At 65.4% G+C, this 22,855-nt stretch carries 21 protein-coding genes and 1 tRNA gene; 8 read left to right on the top strand and 14 right to left on the bottom strand.

Features of this window, described 5'->3' with window-relative positions; all coding sequences use genetic code 11:
* Window positions 1-2 precede the first annotated feature (2 nt).
* The gene (locus tag ACTJI5_RS10540; RefSeq protein WP_440860256.1) at window positions 3-881 is read right to left on the bottom strand and encodes a sigma-70 family RNA polymerase sigma factor; all 879 of its coding nucleotides are present in this window, start codon (window positions 879-881) and stop codon (window positions 3-5) included.
* Entirely contained in the window at window positions 881-1,339 is a 459-nt protein-coding gene (locus tag ACTJI5_RS10535) for a carboxymuconolactone decarboxylase family protein (RefSeq protein ID WP_058537189.1), read from the bottom strand. Before ACTJI5_RS10535 ends, ACTJI5_RS10540 begins: the two co-directional genes overlap by 1 nt.
* A gap of 138 nt (window positions 1,340-1,477) precedes the next feature.
* Here ACTJI5_RS10535 and ACTJI5_RS10530 point away from each other — a divergent pair, with 138 nt between their 5' ends.
* Window positions 1,478-1,855: a DoxX family protein gene (locus ACTJI5_RS10530; protein WP_058537190.1), complete on the top strand. Its 378-nt coding sequence runs from the start codon at window positions 1,478-1,480 to the stop codon at window positions 1,853-1,855.
* A 193-nt stretch (window positions 1,856-2,048) separates the two neighbouring features.
* Here the strand turns inward: ACTJI5_RS10530 and ACTJI5_RS10525 are convergent, their stop codons facing one another.
* The 11 genes from ACTJI5_RS10525 to ACTJI5_RS10475 all read right to left on the bottom strand — a co-directional run bounded on the left by ACTJI5_RS10525 (window position 2,049) and on the right by ACTJI5_RS10475 (window position 12,352).
* A complete protein-coding gene (locus tag ACTJI5_RS10525; RefSeq protein WP_440860255.1) occupies window positions 2,049-3,026 on the bottom strand; it encodes a DUF6607 family protein in 978 nt (325 codons plus the stop codon).
* A 22-nt stretch (window positions 3,027-3,048) separates the two neighbouring features.
* Window positions 3,049-5,319, bottom strand: a complete 2,271-nt coding sequence (locus ACTJI5_RS10520) for a TonB-dependent hemoglobin/transferrin/lactoferrin family receptor (RefSeq protein WP_440860254.1) — start codon at window positions 5,317-5,319, stop codon at window positions 3,049-3,051.
* 354 nt (window positions 5,320-5,673) lie between these two features.
* Entirely contained in the window at window positions 5,674-6,681 is a 1,008-nt protein-coding gene (locus ACTJI5_RS10515; RefSeq protein ID WP_058537192.1) for a PhoH family protein, read from the bottom strand.
* A 130-nt stretch (window positions 6,682-6,811) separates the two neighbouring features.
* A complete protein-coding gene (gene miaB, locus ACTJI5_RS10510; RefSeq protein WP_440860253.1) occupies window positions 6,812-8,161 on the bottom strand; it encodes a tRNA (N6-isopentenyl adenosine(37)-C2)-methylthiotransferase MiaB in 1,350 nt (449 codons plus the stop codon).
* 7 nt (window positions 8,162-8,168) lie between these two features.
* Window positions 8,169-8,957 (bottom strand): lysophospholipid acyltransferase family protein, encoded by a 789-nt coding sequence (locus ACTJI5_RS10505; RefSeq protein WP_440860252.1) that lies wholly within the window; start codon window positions 8,955-8,957, stop codon window positions 8,169-8,171.
* Window positions 8,926-9,351 carry a Fur family transcriptional regulator gene (locus ACTJI5_RS10500; protein ID WP_056369183.1) on the bottom strand — a complete coding sequence of 142 codons (426 nt, stop codon included), beginning with the start codon at window positions 9,349-9,351 and terminating at the stop codon, window positions 8,926-8,928. The genes ACTJI5_RS10505 and ACTJI5_RS10500 overlap by 32 nt, the downstream gene beginning before the upstream one ends.
* A gap of 148 nt (window positions 9,352-9,499) precedes the next feature.
* Entirely contained in the window at window positions 9,500-9,934 is a 435-nt protein-coding gene (locus tag ACTJI5_RS10495) for a MucR family transcriptional regulator (protein ID WP_058537193.1), read from the bottom strand.
* Window positions 9,935-10,043: 109 nt separating this feature from the next.
* Window positions 10,044-10,526, bottom strand: coding sequence for a GNAT family N-acetyltransferase (locus ACTJI5_RS10490; protein WP_294048487.1), 483 nt, complete (start codon window positions 10,524-10,526; stop codon window positions 10,044-10,046).
* Entirely contained in the window at window positions 10,523-11,140 is a 618-nt protein-coding gene (tsaB, locus tag ACTJI5_RS10485; protein ID WP_058537195.1) for a tRNA (adenosine(37)-N6)-threonylcarbamoyltransferase complex dimerization subunit type 1 TsaB, read from the bottom strand. The genes ACTJI5_RS10490 and tsaB overlap by 4 nt, the downstream gene beginning before the upstream one ends.
* Before the next feature lie 17 nt (window positions 11,141-11,157).
* The gene (locus ACTJI5_RS10480; RefSeq protein ID WP_058537196.1) at window positions 11,158-11,751 is read right to left on the bottom strand and encodes a malonic semialdehyde reductase; all 594 of its coding nucleotides are present in this window, start codon (window positions 11,749-11,751) and stop codon (window positions 11,158-11,160) included.
* A gap of 25 nt (window positions 11,752-11,776) precedes the next feature.
* Complete coding sequence (locus tag ACTJI5_RS10475; protein WP_058537197.1) at window positions 11,777-12,352, bottom strand: NifU family protein; 576 nt, start codon at window positions 12,350-12,352, stop codon at window positions 11,777-11,779.
* 63 nt (window positions 12,353-12,415) lie between these two features.
* On the opposite strand from ACTJI5_RS10475, the gene ACTJI5_RS10470 reads away from it, so the two are divergent.
* From ACTJI5_RS10470 to ACTJI5_RS10460, 3 genes are all read left to right on the top strand, one after another.
* Window positions 12,416-13,285 carry a hypothetical protein gene (locus ACTJI5_RS10470; RefSeq protein ID WP_440860251.1) on the top strand — a complete coding sequence of 290 codons (870 nt, stop codon included), beginning with the start codon at window positions 12,416-12,418 and terminating at the stop codon, window positions 13,283-13,285.
* A 77-nt stretch (window positions 13,286-13,362) separates the two neighbouring features.
* Window positions 13,363-13,438: transfer RNA gene (locus tag ACTJI5_RS10465), tRNA-Thr, on the top strand.
* Window positions 13,439-13,637: 199 nt separating this feature from the next.
* Window positions 13,638-13,985 (top strand): RidA family protein, encoded by a 348-nt coding sequence (locus ACTJI5_RS10460; RefSeq protein ID WP_440860250.1) that lies wholly within the window; start codon window positions 13,638-13,640, stop codon window positions 13,983-13,985.
* A 79-nt stretch (window positions 13,986-14,064) separates the two neighbouring features.
* Here ACTJI5_RS10460 and ACTJI5_RS10455 read toward each other — a convergent pair whose 3' ends face one another.
* The gene (locus ACTJI5_RS10455; protein WP_440860249.1) at window positions 14,065-16,845 is read right to left on the bottom strand and encodes a TonB-dependent receptor domain-containing protein; all 2,781 of its coding nucleotides are present in this window, start codon (window positions 16,843-16,845) and stop codon (window positions 14,065-14,067) included.
* A 324-nt stretch (window positions 16,846-17,169) separates the two neighbouring features.
* Here ACTJI5_RS10455 and ACTJI5_RS10450 point away from each other — a divergent pair, with 324 nt between their 5' ends.
* The 4 genes from ACTJI5_RS10450 to ACTJI5_RS10435 are packed head-to-tail and all read left to right on the top strand — an operon-like array spanning window position 17,170 to window position 22,837.
* The gene (locus ACTJI5_RS10450; protein ID WP_440860248.1) at window positions 17,170-18,315 is read left to right on the top strand and encodes a dipeptidase; all 1,146 of its coding nucleotides are present in this window, start codon (window positions 17,170-17,172) and stop codon (window positions 18,313-18,315) included.
* On the top strand, window positions 18,315-19,355 hold the full coding sequence (locus ACTJI5_RS10445; protein ID WP_440860247.1) for a DUF1611 domain-containing protein: 1,041 nt from the start codon (window positions 18,315-18,317) through the stop codon (window positions 19,353-19,355). Before ACTJI5_RS10450 ends, ACTJI5_RS10445 begins: the two co-directional genes overlap by 1 nt.
* A 35-nt stretch (window positions 19,356-19,390) precedes the next feature.
* The gene (locus tag ACTJI5_RS10440; protein WP_440860246.1) at window positions 19,391-20,875 is read left to right on the top strand and encodes a serine hydrolase domain-containing protein; all 1,485 of its coding nucleotides are present in this window, start codon (window positions 19,391-19,393) and stop codon (window positions 20,873-20,875) included.
* Window positions 20,876-20,887: 12 nt separating this feature from the next.
* Window positions 20,888-22,837: a serine hydrolase domain-containing protein gene (locus ACTJI5_RS10435; RefSeq protein WP_440860245.1), complete on the top strand. Its 1,950-nt coding sequence runs from the start codon at window positions 20,888-20,890 to the stop codon at window positions 22,835-22,837.
* Window positions 22,838-22,855 lie beyond the last annotated feature (18 nt).

The raw sequence follows: 22,855 nt of genomic DNA, 5'->3' as shown, positions 1-22,855 counted from the left end.
CTTCAGTGCATGTGCTTGAGCTTGTCGGGGTTGCGCATGACATAAATGGCGGTGACCTTGCCGTCGGCAATCTCGAGCGCGGTGGTCTGGAGCTCGCCATCGGCCTCGCGCGTGACGAAGCCCGGCAGGCCGTTGATCATTCCGGCGTGGACGAGCGTCGAGCCATATTTGCCGAAGAGCACCGCAAGGCTGCGGTGCAGTTTCAGCACGATGTCGTATCCGATTACCGGTCCCATCGCGGCGGGGCGCTTGCCGCCGCCATCGGCCCACATGCCGACATCGGCGGCGAGCAGCGCGCCGAGCGCGCCCATATCGCCGCTGCGCGAGGCCGCGAAAAAGGCGTTGGCGATCTGCAGCCCCTGCTCTTTCTCGAGCTTGTAGCGCGGGCGCGCGTCGCGGACGTGGGTGCGCGCGCGCGCCGCGAGCTGGCGCGTCGCGGCGGGATCGCGGTCGATCGTCTTCGCGACCTCGTCATACTCGACGCCGAAGACGTCGTGCAGAAGGAACGCGGCGCGCTCCAAGGGGGAGAGCCGTTCGAGCGCGAGCATCAGCGGCAGTGTGACGTCGTCCGCTTCCTCCTCCTCGACCAGCGGGTCGGGGAGCCAGGGGCCGACATAGGTCTCGCGCTGGTTTCGCGCCGACTTGATCTGGTCGAGGCAGAGCCGCGTCACGGTGCGGCGGAGGAACGCCGCGGGCTCGCGCACCGCATCGCGGTCGGCGGCGAGCCAGCGGATGAAGGCATCCTGCACCACATCCTCGGCGTCGGCGACCGAGCCGAGCATGCGGTACGCGACGCGCGTGAGCAGCGGACGCAGCGGGTCGAAACTCGCCGCCGCGTCCGCCGCCGCACCGGTGTCGCCGTGGATGCCTTCGGGGGTCATCAGGCGGCCTTCGCGGGCGCGCCGCCTTCGTACCAGAGGTCGAAGCCGACCGCGATGCGGTTCCAGCCATTGATGACGTTGATCATCACGGTCAGGTTCATCTGTTCCTCCGCCGTGAAATGCTCGTCGAGCGCCGCGTGCGCTTCCTTTTGCGTGTGTGCTTGCGAAAGACGGGTCAAGGCGTCGGTCCACGCGAGCGCGGCGCGCTCGCGCGGCGTATAAACCGGGGCGTCGGCCCATGCCGCGAGCAGATAGATGCGCTGCTCGGTCTCGCCCTTCGCGCGCGCGTCGGCGGTGTGCATGTTGATGCAGTTGGCGCAGCCGTTGAGGATCGACGAGCGGATCTTCACCAGCTCGATCAGGCTCGTCTCAAGGCTTTTTTCGGCCGCGAGGCTGACCGCCATCCACTGCTTCATGAGCTGCGGCGAGGCGGCGAAGGGGTCGGTTACCTTGGTCATGTCATGTCTCCTTTAAGGGGTTGTACCGACATGACGAGACAGGATCGGCGCGTGTGACATGATATGCGAAAAAAATTCGCACCGGACGGAAAATCGGTTAGCCTGCCCGCCTCGACAATCGGAATGAGGGGGAAAATCATGAAGTTTCTCGATGGTTTCGGCGAACAGGCCTATGCATTGCTGCGCATCGTCGCGGGCCTGTTGTTCATGGCGCATGGCGTGCAGAAATTCTTCAATTTCCCGGTCAAGTTCCCGATGGAACTCACCCCGATGCTGCAAGCCGCTGGGGCGATCGAGCTGATCGCGGGCGGCCTGATCGTCATCGGCCTGTTCACTCGCCCCGCGGCCTTCATCGCGAGCGGCATGGCGGCTGTCGGCTATTGGACCGCACACGCAACGCAAGGGCTTTATCCGATCGTCAATGGCGGCGAGACGATCATCCTCTACTGCTTCATCTTCCTGTTCATCGCGACGCGCGGCGCGGGGATTTGGAGTGTCGACGGCGCGAGGAAATAGAGGTTCCATCATTATCTCGCGGCCACTAGTTGCAGATCCTATTTATCGTCACCCCGGATCAAGTCCGGGGTGACGAACGAAAATGAAGCAACGTCCGCTTCCCATCCCTTTGCTGTCTCACCGCCCACACAACAAAATAGGGGGCGGCCCTTTCGGACCGCCCCCAGTTTCGGGCTTCACATGGTGAAGGTCGTCAAAGCTTGCGTGTGTTCGTTTCGATCAGCTTCTTCGCCTCGGCGATCGCCTTGGCGGTGGTCAGCTTCTTTTCCTGGATGTCGTCGGCCATTTCGAGCAGGCGGCCGCTGATCACGGTGCCGGTATCGGCCTTTTCGTCGATCGCGATGCCGCCCTTGGCCGCCGCGACGCGGTCCCATTCGGCGCGCACGGCGGCCCAATAATCCCTGGTCGCGGCCCAATAATCGTCGGCCGCCTTCACGTCATATTGGTCATATTTGATATAGGTGTTGAGGACATATTCCTGAACGATCGGCACCAGCTTGCCGTCCTTCGTCCCCATCTTGGTGTTGTCCTGCCAGTGGACCCAGCCATCGGGCGAGGGCTGGTGGCGGTTGATCGACAGGTAGCGGTCATAGACCGGATTGCGCACGGCATCGCGGCGCGCGAGCGGGCGCCAGGTCCAGTTCGAGCGCCAGCGGCGGACACCGCCCTGCGTTTCGAACTGGCCCCAGCCGCCGTAACGCGGGCTGTCGTCGACCTGATAGACCGTCTGCGACCAGCGGCCGGTGCGCATCTTTTCAGGCACATCTTCCCACGTCCAAGCATTGCGGTCGGAGTAGATCAGCACCTTCGCGGGTTCATATTCCCAGTCCTGCCGCCAATGCTTGATGATCATGCTCTTGTCGTCGTCGCCGGTGATGACGAGCATATGCTGCAGGCTGATCTTGCGGCCGCTATCCTCGATCACGCGCACGACCTCGTTGCCGCCCGAGCGCTTGGGTTCGAGAACCTCGTACGCCGGATCCCAGCGCGTCGATTCCTGCATGTTGAAGCTGACGCGGTAGTTGCCCGCCATCGCGAGGATGTCGGCGCGGTCCTGCTCGAAATTGGCGGCGGCGGCCTCGGCGGCGATCGGCGGATGCGCCGAGGCGGCGACGGGGAGCGCGGCGGAGAGCAGCAACAGGCTGGCGGCGATCTTGCGATATGTTTTCATCGGTGCAGTCCTTCTTTCTGTTTTAAAAGCGGAAGCTCAGCGACACGCTCGCGTTGCGGCCGGGCTGGGTGTAGGCGTCGGCGCTCGCCGGGACGGTGGGCGCGGTTGCCGTTCCGCCCATCGCGAGGCCGCGCACATCGCTCCACCAGCTGTATTTCTTGTCGAGGATGTTGAAGACACCCGCGCGCAGCGTGAGCGCATCCATCACGCGCACGAACGCCGTCGCGTCGAGGATCGTGAAAGCATCGGGGCGGAAGCATGTGGGGGTGCAAAGCCCCGTCGTGCGCGACGCTTCCTTGCGGCCCGCGTGCGTCATAATGATCTGGCCGCCGAAGCGACCCGACGATTCCCGATAGCCGACGCCGGCGACGAGCTTGAGCGGATCGATTGACGACAGCGGCGACCGCACGCCGTCGGGGTCGATGATGTCCCCCTTCGCATAGGATAGGGCGAGCGTCGTATACAGGCCGGACGACGCTCGCCCCTCGAACCGCGCCTCGGCCCCTTTGACCCGGACGCGATCGAGATTCACGAATTGATAGAGGATGGGGTTGGCGATCGTGCCGGTGCCGCCGACCTGTTCCTGGCTGATGAAATCCTTGTACCGCGCCGAAAAGGCCGTGACGTCGAGGCTGACCGCATCGTTCGAGAAGCGCACACCGCCCTCGAAGCTTTCGCTACGCTCGGGTCCGAGGTCGGGGTTGGGAAGCGTGCGGTACGAGAAGAAGGGCGAAGTGAGGTTTTCGAAGAACTGGTTCACCTGCCCCGGCTCGGGCGCCTTGAAGCCGGTCGCATAATTGGCGAACAACCGGACATCGTCGGTAATTTTCCACACCGCGCCGAACTTGGGCGAGACGCGCGAGCCGTCCTGCTTGGCGCCGCGGAACGTCGGCAGCAGCGGGTCGTTGTCGGGCGACAGGTCGTACCAGTCGAAACGCAGCGCCGGGTAGAGCAGCAAGCGGCCGTCGGCGATCGCGATCTCGTCGCCGACGAACAGTCCCGCGCGCGTGAAGTCGGTGCTCGGGAAGGCGCGGGTGGGATAGGTTTCGCCCGCCGGCGGGACGGTGCCGCCGCGAAGGCCGCGCTGGCGCGTCTGGCTGATGTCGCCGCCAAAGACGAGACGGTGCGTGATCGCACCCGTCGCGAAATCGGCGCGCGCGTCGGCCGAGGCGCCAAAGACGCGGTTCTCGAAGGTGTTGAGGCGCGTGCGGTCGGCCGACGGGGTGCGGTCTTCCTCGGTATATTGGCGATCCTCGCCGTCCTGCCAGTAGAGCGCGACGCGCGCGAAATCGATCGCCCCCTCGCCTTCCCAGCTCCAGTCGAGCGAGACGCGCTTGCGCGTCCCGGTGTCGAAGCCTTCGAGGCGGTCGACGGTCGCGCCGAGCCCGTTCGGGCCGAGGCCGCTGAGCCCGTTGGTATAGAGGCGCGTGTCGAGATATTCGCCGGTCAGGCGCAGCTTGTGGCCGTTGGCGGGGTCGTAGACGATGCGCGCGAGCGCGGCGTCCGAGCGTCCGTCCTGCGGGTTGGCGCGCGTGCGCGACGCGCCGATGCCGTTCGCCGTGCCGAGGCTGCCCTGGTTCTCCAGCTCCTTGTAATCGCGGCGCGTATAGGCCGCCATCACCGACCAGTCGCGGCTGCGCCCCGCGAGGATCGCGGTTTCGCTGAATTCCTCGTCGGCGCTGTTATAGCCGGCGCGGAGCAGGCCGCCGATGCTCTTGCCGGGTTCGAGGAAGTCGGCGGGGTCGGAGGTGATGAAGCTGACCGCGCCGGCAAGGCCGTCGCTGCCATAAAGCGCCGACGACGGGCCGCGCAGGATCTCGACCGATTTGACGAGGCCGAGGTCGACATAGTCGCCGCGCCCCGATGCCTGTGCGCCGAAGCTGAAGCCGTCGGGAACGCGGACGCCGTCGACCTGGATCAGCACGCGGTTGCCGCCGATGCCGCGGATGTTGAAGCTGTCGTTACCTGCACGGCCGGTGGCGCCGAGTGCGGCGCCGAAGCGCGCGGGCTGGCGCTGGACGCTGACGCCGGGTTCGAAGCGGACGAGGTCGCGGATGTCGGTGACCATCTCGTCGGCGATCTGCTCGTCGCTCTTCACGGTGACGGTGACCGGGACGTCTTCGGCCTTCACCGCGGTGCGCGTCGCGGTGACGACGATGCGATTCTTGAGCGACACCCAATATTCGCCGTCATTGTCCTGCGCGAAGGCCGGCGAAGCCGTCGCGGCGAGCGCGAGGCCCAGCGCGCTGCCTGCGGCAAGGCGGGATATCGACGGCAAATTTCGGATGTTCAATTTTCTTCCCCTGATTGATTGCGACTGACTCGCAATAGCGGTCGTCTAGGCGGGGAATTTCAGAGGGTCAATATGCTATTGAGAATCGTTCTCGAAAATTAGCAGCAGGTGGCAGCGCGCGACGATCCGACCGCAAGTGCCGTGAACGCGGAAACAAGCTCGGAATGATGAAAGGCGGGCAGCGACCGGGAGCGCTCCATCACTCATCGTCACCCCGGACTTGATCCGGGGTCCCGCTTGAGGTCAAAGACAATGAGTGCGTCAAAAAAGCGGGATCCCGGATCAAGTCCGGGATGACGAAGGGGAATCAAGTAACGTCCGCTTCCGACCCCAAAGCCGACGCTGTTCCGCGCGCTAAGCCCCCGGCCCTTCATAGGCATCGACGATCCGCCCGACGATCGGGTGGCGAACGACGTCGGCGCTGGTGAAATAGCTGACGTTGATGCCCTCCAGCCCTTCGAGCCGGCCGACCGCGTCGGCGAGGCCCGAGGTTGCGGGGATCGGCAAGTCGACCTGCTTGGGGTCGCCGCAGACCACCATGCGGCTGTTCATGCCGAAGCGGGTGAGGAACATCTTCATCTGCGGGATCGTCGTGTTCTGCGCCTCGTCGAGGATGATGAAGGCGTCGGCGAGCGTGCGCCCGCGCATGAAGGCGAGCGGCGCGATCTCGATCTCGCCTGACGCAATACGGCGCTCGACCTGCTCGGCGGGCAGGCAGTCGTGGAGCGCGTCGTAGAGCGGGCGGAGGTACGGATCGACCTTTTCCTTCATGTCGCCGGGAAGGAAGCCGAGCTTTTCGCCCGCTTCCACCGCGGGGCGCGACAGGATGAGGCGCTGGACGCTGCCGGTAATCAGCTGCGCAACCGCCTGCGCAACCGCGAGATAGGTCTTGCCGGTGCCCGCGGGGCCGAGCGCGAAAATCACGTCGTCGCGGGCGAGCGCCTGCATATAGGGCACCTGCGACGGCGCGCGCGGGACGATCGTCTTTTTGCGCGTGCGGATCATGATCGGCGGCGCTTCGTCCTTGTCGTGGCGGATGATGCCCGCGAGCGTCGGCTGCGCCGACATCGCGATCACCCCGTCGACCAGGCCGGTGTCGACCTCCTGCCCCTGTTCGATCCGATTGTAGAGTTCGGTGAGCACGTCGCGCGCGCGCGCCGCGGCCTCGGCCTCGCCCTCGATCTGCACGCGGTTGCCGCGCGCCGAGATATAGACGCCGAGGCGGTTTTCGATCGCGACGAGGTTGCGGTCGAATTCGCCGAAGAGGATGCCCAAAAGCTGCGTTCGCTCAAATTCCGCCGTCAGTCGGACGCGGTCGCCGGGTTCGGCGGGGGCGGAGGCGGTCAGCGGGCGTTTGGACATATAAGCAAGGCTCCTTCGATCGACGACATGACTGTAGCCCCGTCAAGGCGGGAGTCCATGACTTGCGGGCTGCAAATAGGACGGAAGGAGACGGAGTGTGTCTTCGGGGAGACAGCTTCCGTCCTGCCCACTAGGCGACCTCTTCCATCAGCGCTTCGGCGCCAACGCTGTTGGCACCGGCCGACGTGATCCGCACGTCGATCATATCGCCGATCTTGAGCCCCGGCGCGATGACATGCACCGACTGGAGCCAGGGCGACTTGCCGATCAGCTGGCCGTCGAGCTTGCCCTTGCGCTCGAGGAGCAGACGCGTGGTGCGACCGACGGTCGCTTCGTTGAACGCCTGCTGCTGTTCGTTGAGCAGCGCCTGGAGGCGTTGGAGGCGCTCGTTGAGCACCGCTTCGTCGATCTGATCGTCCATCGTCGCGGCGGGGGTGCCGGGGCGGCGCGAATATTTGAAGCTGTACGCCATCGCATAATTGGTGGCGCGGACGATATCGAGCGTCGCCTCGAAATCGGCGTCGGTCTCGCCGGGGAAGCCGACGATGAAGTCGCCCGAGATCGCGATGTCGGGGCGCACCGCGCGGACGCGTTCGATGATCTTGAGATAGCTTTCGACCGAATGGCTGCGGTTCATCGCGGCGAGGATGCGGTCGCTGCCCGCCTGCACCGGCAGGTGGAGAAAGGGCATCAGCTTGTCGATCTCGCCATGCGCGGCGATCAGCCCGTCGGTCATGTCGTTGGGGTGGCTGGTCGTGTAGCGGATGCGCTCTAACCCGTCCTCGCGCGCGAGTTCGCGGATCAGCCCGTCGAGGCCGATCACCCGGCCCTTGTCGTCCTCGCCGTCCCATGCGTTGACGTTCTGGCCGAGCAAGGTGATTTCGCGCACCCCGCCCGCGACCAGCGCGCGCGCCTCGGCGATCAGGTCGGCGAACGGCCGGCTGATCTCGGCGCCGCGCGTGTAGGGCACGACGCAATAGGTGCAGAATTTGTCGCAGCCTTCCTGGACGGTCAGGAAAGCGGTCGGGCGCTGCCCGCCCGCACGTTTGGGCAGCGCGCCGAACTTGCTCTCGGCGGGCATGTCGAGGTCGACGGCTTTTTCGCCGCGCGCGGCGCGGGCGATCAGGTCGGGAAGGCGGTGATATGCCTGCGGACCGACGACGACATCGACGGTCGGAGCGCGGCGTGCGATTTCGGCGCCCTCGGCCTGTGCGACGCAGCCGGCGACCGCGATCGTCGGGCGGCTGCCGTCGGCGCGCTTCAGCCGGCCAATGTCCGAATAGACTTTCTCGGCCGCCTTTTCGCGGATGTGACAGGTGTTGAGCACGACGAGGTCGGCGTCCGCGCCGTCGGCGGCGGCGACATAGCCTTCGGCGCCCAGCATCTCGGCCATGCGCTCGCCGTCATAGACGTTCATCTGGCAGCCGAAGGATTTGACGTGAAAAGTCTTTTGAGGACTTGGGGGAGAGTCGGATTTCATCGGCGCGCTATAGGCGATGCGGCGCGCCGGCGGAAGACCGCGCAATTTCCTCCGCAATCGAGGCGCGCGCGGCCTCGGCGAGCAGCTTGCGGTCGCCCTCGACGATATCGGGCAAGGGATCGAGATAGTGGATCGTCAGGTGGACCGGGCGCTTGCGCGCGAGCAGCCGCTTGAAATTGTCGAGCCCCGATTCGGGATCGAGCCAGGCGATATCGTTCGCCTCATGCCCGTAATCGAGAAACACCGGCTGCACGCGCAGGTTCGGAGGCGTCGGGATCACCGCCTGGAACAACGAGGCGCGGAAGGGCAGCAGGCCGTCGCCCGGCCCCGTCGTGCCTTCGGGGAAGAGCGTCACCGGGCGGCCGCGCGCGAGCGCACCCCGCAGCTCGTTCGCCTGATTGTGGATTTCGCGCCGCGCCTCGCGCTGGACATAGACGGTGTGGTTCTGGTCGGCGAGCCAGCCGACGAGCGGGGTTTCACCGACCTCGGCCTTCGACACGAACGCCGAGCGCGCGGCGCCGCCGAGCGCGAGAATGTCGAGCCAGCTCACATGGTTCGACACGAACAGGACGTTGCGCCGGAGCCGCGTGCCCGTCGTGCGGATGCGCAGCCCTGCGATCCAGCCGACGGCGTTGAGGAAGGCCATCACCATCGGCGACGGGCGCCGGGCGGCGCGGTAGAGGAGGTGCGGGACGATCAGGAAAAGCAGCGTCAGCACCATCAAGGCGAGACGGGCGACCGTCCGCCAGGTGATCGAGGCGCGATCAGTCGCGCTTGCGATCGATGGCGACACCATAAAGCTCCATGCGATGGTCGACGAGGCGGAAGCCCAGCCGTTCGGCGATCACCTTTTGCAACGCCTCAAGCTCGGGATCGACGAATTCGATCACCTTGCCCGTTTCGACGTCGATCAGATGATCGTGATGCGCCTCGGGCGCGGCTTCGTAGCGCGAGCGGCCGTCGCCGAAATCGTGGCGGTCGAGGATGCCCGCCTCTTCGAACAGGCGGACGGTGCGGTAGACAGTGGCGATCGAAATGCCGCTGTCGACCTTTGACGCGCGCTCATACAGCGTCTCGACGTCGGGATGATCCTCCGAATCCGAAATGACGCGCGCAATGATGCGGCGCTGCTCGGTGATACGGAGCCCCTTTTCGTGGCACAATGCTTCGAGATCGATATTGCCGGACATGCTTGCCTTTCCTGCAGATGCAGCCGTGTCTGTCTTTGTTACAAACTGTATAGGCACGCCCCGCGGATAGGACAAGGGCGGCACCCCTACGACGCCGCCCTTCCCTGCTCCGGATGGAGCGATTTATCTTAGGCCCTGACCCTAAGGTTCAGACCTTGGGCTTGCGCTTGCGCCCGCCGCCGCGGCCCTTGGTGCCGAGGCCGATTTCCTTGGCCAGCGCGCGGCGCTTTTCGGCATAGTTCGGCGCGACCATCGGATAGTCGGCGGGCAGGCCCCACTTTGCGCGATAATCGTCGGGGGTCATGCCATAATGCGTCATCAGGTGGCGGCGCAGCATTTTGAGCTTTTTGCCGTCCTCGAGACAGACGATGAAGTCGGGCTTGACCGAGGTACGGATCGACACCGCCGGCACCAGCTTTTCCTCGACGACCGGTTCGCTGCCGAGACCCGACAAGGCGGCGTGAACATTATTTATCAAAATGGAGAGATCCGAAATCGCGACGCTGTTGTTGCTGACATGTGCGGCGACGATGTCAGCGGTAAGCGTAACGAGCATCTCGTTGGTATCGGCTTGGTCGGACATGAGACTATTCCTTGATTCTTATTACCCAGAAGACATGCCGGCGAATATTGGATTTGTTCTTCCGCCAGCCAGAATACTGCCACTTTGGATGGAATTCCGCAATGACCGATCAGTCCGCCTTTTCACCGCGTGCCGACCGGCGCATCGTAATTGCGTCGCGAACCACCCCATCATTACCGCGGTAATAGGCCGGCCGTCGGCCGCACTCTGCAAAACCTGCGCTCTCATAGAGATGAACCGCGTCATTATCGGCGCGCATTTCAAGAAAATAGTCTTCGGCACCCTGTTCGGCGGCCCATGCCCGCCAGTCGTCGATCAGTAATGCACCGATACCGCGGCCGCGAAACTGCGGGTCGACCGCGAGCAATAATAATTCGCTTTCGGGCCCGGCGATGCGCGCCGCCGAGAAACCGCACGCGTGATCGCCGTCCCACGCGAGGCACACGCGCGCCGAGGGCAGCGCGAACAAGGTCAAAAGCTGCGCGCCGCTCCACGCTTCGCCATAGGCGGGCTCGAACGCGGCCTCCATCACGCGCATCACCGCGGCGAGATCGCCGACGCGGGCGGTGGCGAGGCGGATGGCGCCACTCATGCCGGCGCCATCGGCTTGGCATCGGGCGCGCGGCCGTAAATCGGGCTGGGCCCATCGATCAGCAAAGCGGGCGGCAACCGCAGGAAGGCGCGCGCGTCGGGCAGCGCCGCCAGCGCGCGTCCGGTGCCGCGGCGCGCGACAAAGGGCTCGGCGCGATTGCCGACGACCAGTTCGTCGCCGATCAGGACGGCGTCGTCGGGCAGCAGCGAGCGAATCTCGCCGCGCGGCGTCAGGTCCGCCGCGAACGGCTGGACGAAGTATTGGCCGTGGCCGCCCTCCATCACCACCAGCGCGCCGCCGGCGGCTGCGATCTCGTCGGCGGCGCCGGCCGCAACCAGCGCGAGCGTCGAAAAGCCATGCACCGGCACCTGCCACCCGAGCGCCAGCGCACGCGCCGCCGCAACGCCGATCCGGACCCCGGCAAAGCTGCCCGGGCCGCATCCCGCGACGATGACGTCGGCGCGGCCGCCGCCTGCAAGTTCGGCGATCAGCGGAACCAGCCGTTCGGCGTGGCCGCGGCCGATCACCTCGTGACGATGGTCGACGACCGCCCCGGCCTCCAGCAGCGCCACCGAACAGGCTTCGCTCGCCGAATCGATGACCAGATACCGCATCGAGGCAGGATGCTCGCTCAGACGATGCGGTTGAAGCGGGCGAAATCGGGGCGCGGGCTGCGATCGAAGATCGTTGCCGCATCGCCATAGCCGAGGGTCGAGATGAAGTTGCTCTTCACATTCGGCTGGTCGGCAAAGAAGGCCTCGTCCACCCCGGCGTTGTTGAACCCCGACATCGGCCCGGTATCGAGCCCGAGCGCGCGCGCCGCGAGGATGAAATAGGCGCCCTGGAGGGTGGCATTGCGGAAAGCGGTCGTCTGCGCCAGCGCCTCGTTGCCCGCGAACCAGCTGCGCGCGTCGGTATGCGGGAAGAATTCGGGCAGATTTTCGTAAAATTCATTGTCGCTCGCGATGATCGCGGTGACCGGCGCCTTCCGGATCTTTTCCTCGTTCCCCGGTATCGCGTGCGCGGCGAGCTTCGCCTTCGCTTCGTCGGTCACGCACCAGACGATCCGCGCCGGCAGGCTGTTGGCGCTGGTCGGGCCGAACTTCACCAGATCCCAGATCGCATGCAGCTGCGTCTCCGAAACGGGCTTGTCGAGATAGCCGTTATAGGTGCGCGCGGTACGAAACAGCTGGTCGAGAGCGCTGTCGGAAAGCGGCTCGCTCATGGGCATCTCCTGAAATGATTTTTGATCAGACGGCGTGGACTGCCGTTACCTCAGGCACATAATGTTTCAAGAGGGACTCGATGCCATTCTTGAGCGTCGCGGTCGAGGACGGGCATCCCGCACACGCGCCCTGCATCTTCAGATACACATTGCCCTTGTCGAAACCGCGATAGACGATGTCGCCGCCGTCGTTGGCGACCGCGGGGCGGACGCGCGTTTCGATCAGTTCCTTGATCTGCTCGATGATGTCGGCGTCGGCGGGATCGTCGGCAAAACCGGCCTCATCCTCGGGCGGCACCGAAAAACCCGCGCTTGCGGCGTTGAACAGCGGCACGTCGGCGAGGAAGTGATCCATCACGATGCCGAGCACGTCGGGCTTTGCATCGGCCCATTCGGCGCCGGGCGCGATCGTCACCGACACGAAATCGCGGCCGAAAAAGACCCCCGTCACGTCGCCAAGCGAGAAAAGCGCGCTGGCGAGCGGCGACGCCTCGGCCTCTTCGGGGCTGGCAAAGTCGCGGGTTCCCGCCTCCATTACCGCCCGGCCGGGCAGGAATTTGAGCGTCGCGGGATTGGGCGTCGATTCGGTTTCGATCAGCATGGGGTGCATGTGGGGCCGAGCGAGGCTTTGTGCAAGACGACATGGATGCGCTAAGGCGCGGCGATGCGTCCTTTCACCCATTTTGCCGCGCTCGACTGGTCGGGCGCACGCGGCCCGCGCCAGCGCGGGATCGCCCTGGCGGTCGCGAGCGGCAGCGCGGCGCCCGCGCTGGTGCGGCCGGGGCATATCTGGTCGCGGAGCGAAATTCTCGAATGGCTGGAGGGTGTTGCGGCGGCGGGCGAGAATATGCTGATCGGTTTCGACTTTTCGGCCGCCTTCGCCTTTGCCGACCATGGCGCCTATTTCCCCGGCTGGGCGGAGAGCCCGGCCGACATGCGCACGCTGTGGGCACTCGTCGAACGGCTGGCGGGCGGCGATCCGCATTATGAAGCGGGGGGATTTCTGGCGCACGCCGAGGCGCGGCGGCATTTCCGGCAGCGCGGCGAGGCGGGCGACCTGTTCGAAGCGGGCGCCGGGCGGCTGCGCGTCGTCGAGCATCACCAGCGCGCGACGAAGCAGGCGGCGAGCGTCAGCAATTTCAACCTCGTCGGTGCGGCGCAGGTCGGCAAGGCCAGCCTGTCGGGCATGCGCCTGCTCCACCGGCTGTCGCGCCGCATCCCGTTGTGGCCCGGCGATCCGGTGCCGGGAGCGGGTCCGATGCTGGTCGAAATCTACACCAGCCTGGCCGCGCGCGCGGCCGGGCTGCCCCCGGGGCGCAGCAAGATCCGCGACGGCGCGGCGCTCGATGCGGCGCTCGCGGCGCTGGGCTCGCCGCCGTGCCGGTTGACAGGGCCGGTCAGCGACCATGCGAGCGACGCGCTGCTGACCGCCGCCTGGCTGCGCGCGATCGCCGGCGACGCCGCCCCCTGGTCGCCGTCGCCGCTGCCGGACCGCCTTGCGCGAACCGAGGGCTGGACCTTTGGCATCATCTGACGATTTCCTGCTTGCCGCATTTTCCCAACGTCGGATGTTTCCATCCGGCCGAAAAATGCTAAGGGGCGGTCAGCCGTGCCGGCTTAGCTCAGTTGGTAGAGCACCTGATTTGTAATCAGGGGGCCACGGGTTCGAATCCTGTAGCCGGCACCATCAGCATATTTCAGTGCCTTCAGAAGCGCCGTACAGGCGCCGCCGGTGCGCGACGCGACGGCACCGTGCGCACGATCAAATTGCCGAAGCGGCCCTGACCTGTCATCCGCCCCTCGGCGAGCTGGCGCGGAATCACTTTCCCGGCGGCCGCCTCACAGCCATGATTTCATTTTACCCGACCCCACCGAAGGAGATTTATATGAGCATCGAACGCCTGCATTCGGGCCCGCGCATGAGCCAGGCCGTGATCCATGGCGGCATCGTTTATCTTGCCGGCCAGGTTGGCGCACCGGGCGAGGACGCGACCGCGCAAACGCACGCCATTCTCGCATCGATCGACGAATTGCTCGCCGAGGCCGGCACCGACCGGTCGCACCTGCTCACGGCCATGGTCTGGTTGGCCGATATGGCCGATTTCGCCGCCATGAACGTGGTTTGGGAAGAATGGATTGGCGGCGCCAATGCGCCGACGCGGGCGACCGGCGAAGTTCGTCTGGCAACCCCCGATTACCGGGTGGAAATCATCGTCACCGCCGCCCGGCCCTGACGCAGAAACTTCTCGAGGCAGTCGAAGCAAGGCCGGGACTGCGTGGCGTTGCTTCGAACTGCCCCGAAAACGGATCCGATTAGAAATCGACCCGCGCGCCGACGGTGAAGTAGCGGCCGACGACGTCGTACAGCGTGCTGTTGACGGTGATGAGCGGGGGATCGCGGTCGAACACATTGTTCACATTGCCGAACAGCATGAAGCGATCGTCGATCTTGAACCGCGCGCCGAGGTCGACATAGGTCCGCGAGGCGATCTTGTTGTTGATCAGCGTCGTGCGCGTCCGGTCAAAATTGCCGCCATCGACGTACCGCGCGCGGATGTCGAACCCGACATTGTCATCCTCATAGGTCGCGCTGAGCGTCCCGCGCCATTTCGGCGTCGCGCGCAGCACCGAATCGCCGACATCGCCGGCGGTCTCGACGCGCGTAACGCCGGTATCGAACACCAGCTTGTCGACATAGGTCGCCAGCGCGCGGATGCGCAGGCTGCCCGGCAGGCCCGCACTGACGTTCGACAGGTTGACGACATAGGATGCCTCCATGTCGAGCCCGCTCGTCTCGAAGCTCGCGATATTCTGCTGGGTGGCGGCCACCTGCGTAACCGTCCCCGTCGCATCACGCGTGATGCTGTCGCAGGCGGATGTGACCCCGCGCGAGCACAAGAGCGTGAGGTTCGATCCGTTCAGCGCCGTGACCGCACCGTCGATCTTGATCTTGTAATAATCGACCGAAGCGCTGAAGCCGCGCAGGAAGGACGGCGAATATGTTGCGCCGATGGCCGTCGTATAGCTCACTTCGGGCACCAGATTGGGATTGCCGCCGGTGAATGTCGTCACGGTCGAGGGCTGCGGATTATAGGCGGGGTTGGCCGCGGCGCGCCCGGCCCTGTCCTGATCGTTGAGCGGCCCGATGTTGATCGCGCGGAGCGCAAACAATTCGCCGATGCCCGGCGAGCGAATGTCGCGCGAGCGCGTTGCGCGCAGCAGCAGGTCGCCAAACAGCCGCGCGGTGCCGCCGGCTTTCCACGTCCAGATGCCGCCGCTGGTGCTGTAATCCGAATAGCGTGCCGCGCCGCTCAGGTCGATTTCGACCGCATTTTCGAGTTTGAGCAGCGGGAACAGGACTTCGCCGAACGCTTCCTTGACGTTGAACCCGCCCGAGGTGGGCGTCGAAAAGACGAGAATGCCGAAGTTGCTGGCGTTCGCGATCGTGAAATCATCGCGCGACGAGATCTGTTCTTCCCAGCGTGCCTCGGCGCCGATCGCGACGGTCACCGGGCCGGCCCACAAGGAGAAGAGATCGCCCTGCACTTCGGCGCCCACCGAATCGAGCTTGGTGGTGCCGAACGATTGCTGCGCCCCCGTGACATAGTCGCGCGCTTCGGGCGACGCGTTCAATGCGCCGAAGGGGTTGAGCGGGCGGCACGCCGGATCGTCATTCGCCGGGTTGGCGTCGGCATTGATCGCGCAGACGATTTGCCCGCCGCTCGACACCGCGTTGATCGCGTTGCTGAACTGCCGGACCAGCCGAGAGTTGCCCATCGACTGTTCGCTCTCGACCTCGCCATGGCTGTACCAGGCCTTGTAGCGGAAGCCGTTGCCGAACGTGCCGTCGACGCCAATCGCGCCTTCCTTGCTGACCCGCTCGCCGCGGAACTGCAGTTGAAGGATGTCGTTGAAATAGCGGCCGAAGGTAAAGCTCGTCTCGCCCGCGGCAGCGAGCCGGTCGCGGACCGCGGTCGACAGATAGGGGTTGTTCGCCTGGATCGTCAGATACGGCAGACCAAGCGCCCCGCCGACCGTATAGTCGCCGAAGAAGGGCGCGTTCGACAGCGAGCGCGCATAGCTGCCGTCGACCCAGAAGGTCGCGTCGCCGACCTCATAGCTCAGCCGGGCGTAGGTGCTCAGCCGTTCGAAAGGCGAGGAGACGGGAATCGTATCATAGAGGTTGATGCCGTCCGCGCCGCCGACCATCCGCAGCGGGAAAGCGCCCGCGCCGACGCTCGTACCGCGACCGAAAGCGCGCAGCGTGCCGTCGGCGTTGAACGTCTGTCCCGCGAGCACGCCGCTGGTGATCAGGCCGCCCAGCGTGACATTGCCGAAGTTCACATCGCGGACCAGTTCCGACCCCGTGCCCGACGGAATGAAATCGGGGCTGTTGAGGTTCGGGCGCGTGCTGCGGTTGATTACGCCGCTGTCTTTGACATATTCGCCGCCGATGATGAAATGGCCGCGCCCGTCGGCGAAGCCGGTGCCGAATTTCGCGTCGAAACCATAGCGGAACCCATCGCCGCGCGACGAAACGCCAACATTGCCGCCGATCGACAGCCCGTCATAATCCTTGTCGAGCAGGATGTTGACGACGCCCGCGACCGCGCCGGAGCCCCAGGCGGCCGAGGCGCCGCCGGTCACGACCTCGACGCGCTCGACCAGATTTGTCGGGATGAAGTTCAGATTGCCCTCGCCGACGAAGCGGCGGCCGTCGAGCAGCACCAGCGTGCGGTTCGAACCGAGGCCGCGCATGTCGACGGGCGCGGTGCCGGTCGAGGTGTTGCCGTTCGACACGGTCGGCGTCGTGGTGGGGCGGATTTGCGGCAGGTCGTTCAGCACCTGCTGGATGTTCGGACGCGCGCCGAGGCGCAATTCATCCTCGCCGATCACCGTCGTGGGGGTCGGCTGATCGAAACCGGCGCGCGCGATACGCGATCCGGTGACGAGGATTTCCTCATCGGCGGTGGCCTCGGTCTCGGCGACGGTTTGCGCCGCGGCCGGCACCGCGAGCCATAATCCGGCCGCCAACGCCGCAATGCTGCTGCCGCGCGCGAGCCGGTAACCGAGCTTATCACTGTCCTTACGCATCTCATCCACCCCTTTGTGCTGAGCCGCTCGATGGCGGCCCTTTTTGGTTCCCCCCATGGAAGCTGCCACAATGTCCTATTTAGGACAATATATTTCTTTTGAGAGAAAATAGGCTCATAACTGCCATTCGCCCCCCTGACGCCCGTCGGCCGCGGGTGTCGAATCGGGCCGAAAATCGGGAAGACGGCGGTGCGGCTATGGCACACACGCTCGCCGCTCACTTGGAACGCGAAGAGGTTTTTCAGGATTCGAAAGCGATGGATTGACGAAGCCCTGTCAGGATAATATCGTCCTAATCAGAAAATCAAAAATAGACAGGGGATGATGATGCTATTTTCTCGACGGCAGGCGATTTGCGCCGCGGGCGCGGCGCTCGCTACTCCCCTCGCCGCGCCTTATGTCGCGCGCGCGAATATCCAGATCAGCCCCTTCACGAACCGCGCCTATTCGAAGCACGCGATCGAGCTGGTCCAGCGTGCGGTCGTCGTCGACATGCTCGCGCCGATCAAGATCGACTTCGACCCCAGCTATTACACCAAGGCGCTGAGCGAAAAGGAAACCGCTGACTTTCGCGCCAGCGGCATCAACGCCATCCACCACGCGGTCGGCATCGGCGGCCCGACGGCGAAGGAACAGGCGCTCAGCTTCTTCGCGATCTGGGGCAATTTCGTCGCGCGCAACAGCCATGTCTTCACCGGCGTCGACAAATTCGCCGACATCCTGCGCGCCAAAAAGGACGGCAAGGTCGCGGTGATCATGGGATTGCAGAACGCCGACCATTTCAACCGCCCCGCCGACGTCAAGACCTTCTACGAAATCGGCCAGCGCTGTGCGCAGCTCACCTATAATTCGCAGAACCGCATCGGATCGGGATCGACCGAGCGCGTCGATGGCGGCGTCAGCGATTTCGGCGTCGAGATCATCAAGGCGATGAACGAGGTCGGCATGCTGGTCGATGTGTCGCACAGCGGCGACCGCACCACCCTGGATGCAATCGAGATTTCGCCCAAGCCGATCGCGATCACGCACAGCAATTGCCGCGCACTGATCGATCACCCGCGCGTCAAGACCGACGAGGCGATCAAGGCGCTCGCCGCCAAGGGCGGGGTGATGGGCATCACGGGGGTGCGCAATTTCGTGAGCAAGACCGACCCGACGACGATCGTGAACTATGTCGACCATATCGACCATGTCGTGAAGCTCGTGGGGATCGACCATGTCGGCGTCGGCACCGATTCCGACCTCTATGGCTATGACGACACCTCGCCCGAAATGAACAAGATGCTGCGCGGCGCCTATAAGGACAGCTACGCCTTTCGCGAGAAGATCGACGTCGACGGGTTCGATCATCCGCTCAAGATGTTCGACCTGACCGAAGAACTGCTGCGCCGCAAATATTCCGATGCGAATATCCTTGCGGTGCTCGGCGGCAATTTCCAGCGCCTCCTGACCGCGACGTGGGGCGGTTGATGAACGCGCTGACCGACCGCCTCGCGGGCGCGCTTGTTCTGCCGCAACCCTATGTGCTGTTCCTTGGCGACACGACGATCCCGGGTTTCGCAAAGACCGCCTTCGGGCTGAAGGACTGGGCGCCCGACAAATGTGTCGGCGAGCTGCGGCTGCCGGGCGCCACGGTCACCACCGGGCTGGAGGCGCTCACCGCCGCCGAAGCCCATGCGCGCGGAGCGCGGGCGCTGGTGATCGGCGTCGCCAATCTGGGCGGCGTGATCCCCGCGAACTGGCGCGCGTCGCTGGTCGAGGCGCTGGAGGCGGGGCTCGACCTGATCGCGGGCATGCACATGCGCCTTTCCGATATCCCCGAACTCGCCGAAGCCGCGCACCGGCTCGGCCGCCAGCTGATCGACGTGCGCGTGCCGCCGCCACAGATCCCGGTTGGCACCGGGCGCAAGCGCAGCGGCAAGCGGTTGCTGACCGTCGGCACCGACTGCGCACTCGGCAAGAAATATACCGCGCTGGCGCTGCACCGCGCCTTCATGGCGCGCGGCATCGACAGCGATTTCCGCGCGAGCGGCCAGACGGGCATCATGATCGCGGGCGGCGGCATCGCGATGGACGCCGTCGTCTCCGATTTCGAAGCGGGCGCGGCCGAGCTGTTGTCGCCCGACGCGCCCGCGGACCACTGGGACGTGATCGAGGGCCAGGGCGCGCTGACCCACCCATCCTATGCCGCGGTGTCGCTCGGCCTGCTCCACGGCAGCCAGCCCGATGTCTTCGTCGTCTGCCACGAGCCGGGCCGTACCGAGATGCTCGGCACCGCGGGCTATACGCTGACCAGCGTCGAGGAGATCGTCGAGCTCACGATGTTGCTCGGCCGGCGGACCAATCCCGCGATCCGATGCGGAGGCTTTGCTTTCAACACCTCGGCGCTGGGCGAAGCGGCGGCAACCGAGCTGATGGCGCGCGAGAGCGTGCGGCTCGGCTTGCCGGTCGCCGATCCGATCCGCGGCGGACCCGCATTCGACGCACTAGTCGACAGCTGCCTCGCATGACCGGCGCGATATCCACCGATTTTACGGAGACTTGCATGACCCGTTTTCCGGCCCTGCGCCGCACCGCATTCGCCGCCGCGCTGCTCGGCTCGATCGCCCTGCCCTCCGCCGCCGTGGCGCAGGCCGCCGCCGAAACCAGCTACAGCATCCCGCAGGACCGGATCGGCGGGCTCGCCGATTTCGTCGATGGCGTGATGGCGCAGCAGATCGCGACGCGCGAGGTCGCGGGTGCGGTGGTCACCGTCGTCTATCGCGACAAGGTCCTTTTTTCCCGCGGTTACGGCTTTGCCGATATCGACAAGGGCATCGCGGTCGACGGGCAGCAGACTTTGTTCCGGCCGGGGTCGGTGTCGAAGATGTTCACCTGGAGCGCGCTGCTGCAACAGGTCGAGACGGGCCGCGTCGATCTCGACGCCGATGTGAACACATATCTCGATTTCAAAATCCCAGAGTTTGAGGGCAAGCCGATCCGCGTGCGCGACCTCTTGTCGCACACGCCGGGGATGAGCGACGTCGGCGGGCTGACTGCGCCGACGCCCGACAAGATTCAACCCTATGTCGAATGGATGAAGACGCATATCCCGGTGCGCCATTGGGCCCCGGGGACCGAGACCTCCTATTCGAACTATGGCTCGGTTCTCGCCGGCTATATCGTCGAGCGCGTGTCGGGCGAAGCCTTTCCCGACTATGTCGAAAAGCATATCTTCGCGCCGCTCGGCATGAGCTCGACCACCTTTCGCGAACCGTTGCCCGCCGCGCTCGCGCCGCGCATGGCGTCGGGCTATCAGGTCAAGGACGGGCGGCTGGTCGCCGACCCGTTCGAGCTGTTCAGCCCGGTGATGCCCGCGGGATCGGGAACGAGCAGCGGCCCCGACATGGCACGTTTCATGATGGCGATGATGAACGGCGGCGCGCTCGGCAAGGCGCGCATCCTGAAACCCGCCTCGGTTAAGCTGCTGATGACCAATTCGGTCGCCAACGCCCCCGGCCTGCCCGGCATGGCGCACGGCTTTTTCGTCGTCCGCGAAAAAGGCCCGCGCATGGTCGGGCATGGCGGCAACACCGGCGATTTCCATTCGAACATGATTTTGGCGCCCGAGGCGGGGCTGGGCTTCTTCATCTCCGAGACCGGCGGCGAGGGCAGCTATGGCGGGCGCACCGAACTGACCGAGGCACTCATCGGCCGGCTGTTCCCCGTCGCCCCAGCCCCGCGCGTCGCTGCGCCCGCGAACGAAACATTGCCGCTCGGCGCCTATCGCGTGAACCGGCGCGACTATGCGCGCGCGCCCGATCCCGAGCGCGACCTGAAGATCGCCGCGGCGGGCCCGAATGCCGTCACCGTCACCAACGACGGGAAAACCACCTATTGGGAACGTATCGGCCCGATGCGGTTCGAACAGGCGACCGGCGCCCGCGCCGGCGGCCCTTATGAGCAATTACTATTCCATGGCGCCGAGGGGCGCTGGCGCCTGTCCTTCACGTCACAACCGCATGTTCTCTATCATTTCGTTCAGCCCTGAGGAGAAGCCATCATGAAGCTGTTGATCGCCCTCGCGCTCTCCTGCGCGCCCGTCGCTGCCCTTGCACAGACCGTCGCGGCCGATACGCCCGGCAAGCTCGCCAGCGGCGTGCAATATGTCCAGCCCAAGGACTGGACCGCGTCGAAGCAGGGCCCCGCGCTCGTCTTCACCTCGCCCGAAGGTGACCTGCGCATCGTCGTCGCCGAGATCGGAACCGCCGCCGATGCCGCGGATGCGGCCGCCAAGGCGTGGGCGGTCATCCGTCCGGGCGCCGTGCCGACGCAGCGCACCAGCACCGCCGCGCCCCCGGCCGACGGCTGGGACGAACGCGTGAGCTTCGCCTATGAAACGCTGCCGACCGAGCGCGCCGCGCGCTCCGCATCCGCGCTGCGCAAGGGCAGTGCCTGGACCGTGCTGATCGTCGACGGGTCGGCGGGCACCGCCGCCAAGCGGTCCGCCGCGATGTCGGTGGTTTCGCAGGGGCTGCGCCCCGCGGGTTTCCAGAAGGAAAGCTTCGCCGGCAAGACCGCGCACGAACTCACCCCCGAGCGCGTCAAGCTGCTCACCGACTTTGTCGAGGCGAGCCGTCAGGAGCTTGAGGTTCCCGGGGTCGGCTTCGCGCTGATCGATGACGGCAAAGTGCTGTGGCAGGGCGGCTTCGGCGTCCGCGCGCTCGGCTCGCCCGAAAAGGTCGACGAGCACACCAAGTTCATGATCGCCTCGAACACCAAGGGGATGACCACGCTGCTCCTCTCGACGCTCGCCGACGAGGGCAAGCTGCGCTGGGACGAGAAGGTCGTCGATCTCTATCCCGCGTTCCGCCTCGGCAACGACGAGGTCACCAAGTCGGTGCTCGTCAAGCATCTGATCTGCGCGTGCACCGGCCTGCCGCGCAAGGACTTCAGCTTCATCCTCGCCGACAAGGGGCAGCCGGCTGCCGACACCTTCAAGCAGCTCGCCGCGACGATGCCGACGAGCAAGTTCGGCGACCTGTTCCAGTATAACAACCAGCTCGCCTCGGCGGCGGGCTATGTCGGCGGGCACATCCTCTATCCGAAGATGGAGTTCGGCGCCGCCTATGACCGCGCGATGGAAGAAAAGGTCTTCAAACCGCTCGGCATGAAGGACAGCAGCTTCGATTATGCCGAGGGCATGGCGGGCAATTGGGCGGCGCCGCACGGCCTCGACATCGACGGCAAGGTGACCTTGATGTCGAACGACTTCAACTGGTCGCCCTATCCTTATCGTCCCGCGGGCGCGGCCTTCTCAACCACCGCCGACATGGTGCGCTATGTCCAGCTCGAACTCGGCAAGGGCATGCTCGACGGCAAGCGCGTGGTGAGCGAAAAGAACCTGCTCGCGCGGCGCGAGAAGGGCGTACAGGTCGGACCCGACAGCTGGTACGGCATGGGCCTGTTCCAGCGCGACGCCTTGGGGGTGCAGGTCGTCACCCATGGCGGGACGCTTTTGGGCTATCACAGCACCTGGTTTGCGCTTCCCGAGTCGGGCGTCGGCATGGTGATCCTGACCAACAGCGATCCGGGCGCGTCGATGCTGGCGCCGACACTCCGCCGCCTGCTCGAAATACTCTATGACGGCCAGCCCGAGGCGGCGCGCGACATCACTGCGGCGGCGACGCGGATCAAGGCGCAGGCCACGGCAAAGCGCGAGCGGCTGACCTATCCGGGCGACCCCGCGGTGCTCGCCAATCTTGCAGGCCATTATCGCGATCCGTCGGTGGGTCAGATCACGGTCAGCGAGAAGAACGGCCAGAAATGGATCAAGGCGGGCTTCGTCGAGGGGCCGATCGCGACGCGCAAGAATGCCGACGGCAGCATGTCGATCATCTCGGTCGGCCCCGGCAATATCGGCGTCGATGCGCTGGTCGGCACCAAGGATGGCAAGCGCACGCTAAACATCAACGACGGCCAGCAGACCCAATATCTCTACGTTGAGGACTGACCATCAGGGAGATTTCCG

Origin of the sequence: Sphingopyxis sp. 22461 (genome assembly GCF_052044915.1) — a bacterium.
In the GTDB taxonomy this organism is placed as follows: Bacteria; Pseudomonadota; Alphaproteobacteria; order Sphingomonadales; family Sphingomonadaceae; genus Sphingopyxis.
Note: the sequence above shows the minus strand (reverse complement) of the source record. Positions and strands in the feature narration are given on the sequence as shown.

Coding starts and splice junctions, on each gene's coding strand:
- ACTJI5_RS10505 (WP_440860252.1), bottom strand. CDS start 8,957: ATGGTGTCGCCATCGATCGCAAGCGCGACTGATCGCGCCTCGATCACC.
- ACTJI5_RS10490 (WP_294048487.1), bottom strand. CDS start 10,526: ATGAGTGGCGCCATCCGCCTCGCCACCGCCCGCGTCGGCGATCTCGCC.
- tsaB (WP_058537195.1), bottom strand. CDS start 11,140: ATGCGGTATCTGGTCATCGATTCGGCGAGCGAAGCCTGTTCGGTGGCG.
- ACTJI5_RS10480 (WP_058537196.1), bottom strand. CDS start 11,751: ATGAGCGAGCCGCTTTCCGACAGCGCTCTCGACCAGCTGTTTCGTACC.
- ACTJI5_RS10495 (WP_058537193.1), bottom strand. CDS start 9,934: ATGTCCGACCAAGCCGATACCAACGAGATGCTCGTTACGCTTACCGCT.
- ACTJI5_RS10515 (WP_058537192.1), bottom strand. CDS start 6,681: ATGTCCAAACGCCCGCTGACCGCCTCCGCCCCCGCCGAACCCGGCGAC.
- miaB (WP_440860253.1), bottom strand. CDS start 8,161: ATGAAATCCGACTCTCCCCCAAGTCCTCAAAAGACTTTTCACGTCAAA.
- ACTJI5_RS10540 (WP_440860256.1), bottom strand. CDS start 881: ATGACCCCCGAAGGCATCCACGGCGACACCGGTGCGGCGGCGGACGCG.
- ACTJI5_RS10525 (WP_440860255.1), bottom strand. CDS start 3,026: ATGAAAACATATCGCAAGATCGCCGCCAGCCTGTTGCTGCTCTCCGCC.
- ACTJI5_RS10450 (WP_440860248.1), top strand. CDS start 17,170: ATGATGCTATTTTCTCGACGGCAGGCGATTTGCGCCGCGGGCGCGGCG.
- ACTJI5_RS10455 (WP_440860249.1), bottom strand. CDS start 16,845: ATGCGTAAGGACAGTGATAAGCTCGGTTACCGGCTCGCGCGCGGCAGC.
- ACTJI5_RS10435 (WP_440860245.1), top strand. CDS start 20,888: ATGAAGCTGTTGATCGCCCTCGCGCTCTCCTGCGCGCCCGTCGCTGCC.
- ACTJI5_RS10475 (WP_058537197.1), bottom strand. CDS start 12,352: ATGCTGATCGAAACCGAATCGACGCCCAATCCCGCGACGCTCAAATTC.
- ACTJI5_RS10470 (WP_440860251.1), top strand. CDS start 12,416: ATGCGTCCTTTCACCCATTTTGCCGCGCTCGACTGGTCGGGCGCACGC.
- ACTJI5_RS10500 (WP_056369183.1), bottom strand. CDS start 9,351: ATGTCCGGCAATATCGATCTCGAAGCATTGTGCCACGAAAAGGGGCTC.
- ACTJI5_RS10440 (WP_440860246.1), top strand. CDS start 19,391: ATGACCCGTTTTCCGGCCCTGCGCCGCACCGCATTCGCCGCCGCGCTG.
- ACTJI5_RS10535 (WP_058537189.1), bottom strand. CDS start 1,339: ATGACCAAGGTAACCGACCCCTTCGCCGCCTCGCCGCAGCTCATGAAG.
- ACTJI5_RS10530 (WP_058537190.1), top strand. CDS start 1,478: ATGAAGTTTCTCGATGGTTTCGGCGAACAGGCCTATGCATTGCTGCGC.
- ACTJI5_RS10445 (WP_440860247.1), top strand. CDS start 18,315: ATGAACGCGCTGACCGACCGCCTCGCGGGCGCGCTTGTTCTGCCGCAA.
- ACTJI5_RS10460 (WP_440860250.1), top strand. CDS start 13,638: ATGAGCATCGAACGCCTGCATTCGGGCCCGCGCATGAGCCAGGCCGTG.